Genomic DNA, 768 nt, shown 5'->3' on the forward strand with positions numbered 1-768 from the left:
TGGTTCGAGTACCCCTCGCGCACTCCCCTCCAGAAGGACTCCGCCATGACAACGCAGACCATCGACATCCCCCACCTGGGCGGATCGACCATCGGCTACTCGTTCGCCCGGCAGTACGACCCCGCCCTGCCCACGCTGGTGATGATCAACTCGTTCACCACCTCGGTCGAGCTGTACCGGCCGCAGTTCGCCAACGAGGAGCTCGCCTCGCGGATGAACCTGTTGGCGATCGAGCCCTACGGCCACGGGGAGACCCGCGCCCGGTACCGGCACTTCACCTACTGGGACAGCGCGATCGCCAACCTGCAGGTGCTCGACGCCCTGGGGATCTCCAAGGCGTTCGCCCTCGGTACCTCGCAGGGCGGGTGGATCGCCACCCGCATGGCGTTGCTCAACCCCGGCGCGGTCGAGGGCATCATCATCTGCGGCACCTCCATGGATTACGAGAGCCCGGCCAGTATGGAACGCGGCTGCTGGAACGGCTCCGAGTTCTGCAGCCCCGCCATCGAGGCGCTCGCCGAGCCCGTCGGCGAGGACTGGGTGGTGGACGACGACTTCGTGGTGGCGGTACTCGGTGCCGGCCTCGGCGAGAACGTCTCCGACGCCGAGCGTGACTTCTGGATCCAGACCTATCGCATTAACTATCGACGAGACGAGGGTCGGCGGCGCCTGCGCACCAGCTCCATCAACCTCCGCGACCGCGACGGCCTGGAGGCACGGTTGAGCGACGTGCACTGCCCTGTGCTCTGGCTGCAGGGCACCGCCGAC

Annotated in this window: 1 protein-coding gene; it reads left to right on the plus strand. The window is 67.3% G+C overall.

Going from position 1 to position 768, the window contains the following annotated elements; genetic code table 11:
• Window positions 1-45: 45 nt before the first annotated feature.
• Window positions 46-768, plus strand: a 723-nt coding sequence (locus G6022_RS14480; RefSeq protein WP_182691839.1) for an alpha/beta hydrolase, incomplete at its 3' end; no start/stop codon positions are given.

Origin of the sequence: Dietzia sp. Cai40, assembly GCF_014145165.1 — a bacterium.
Taxonomy (GTDB): Bacteria; Actinomycetota; Actinomycetes; order Mycobacteriales; family Mycobacteriaceae; genus Dietzia; species Dietzia natronolimnaea.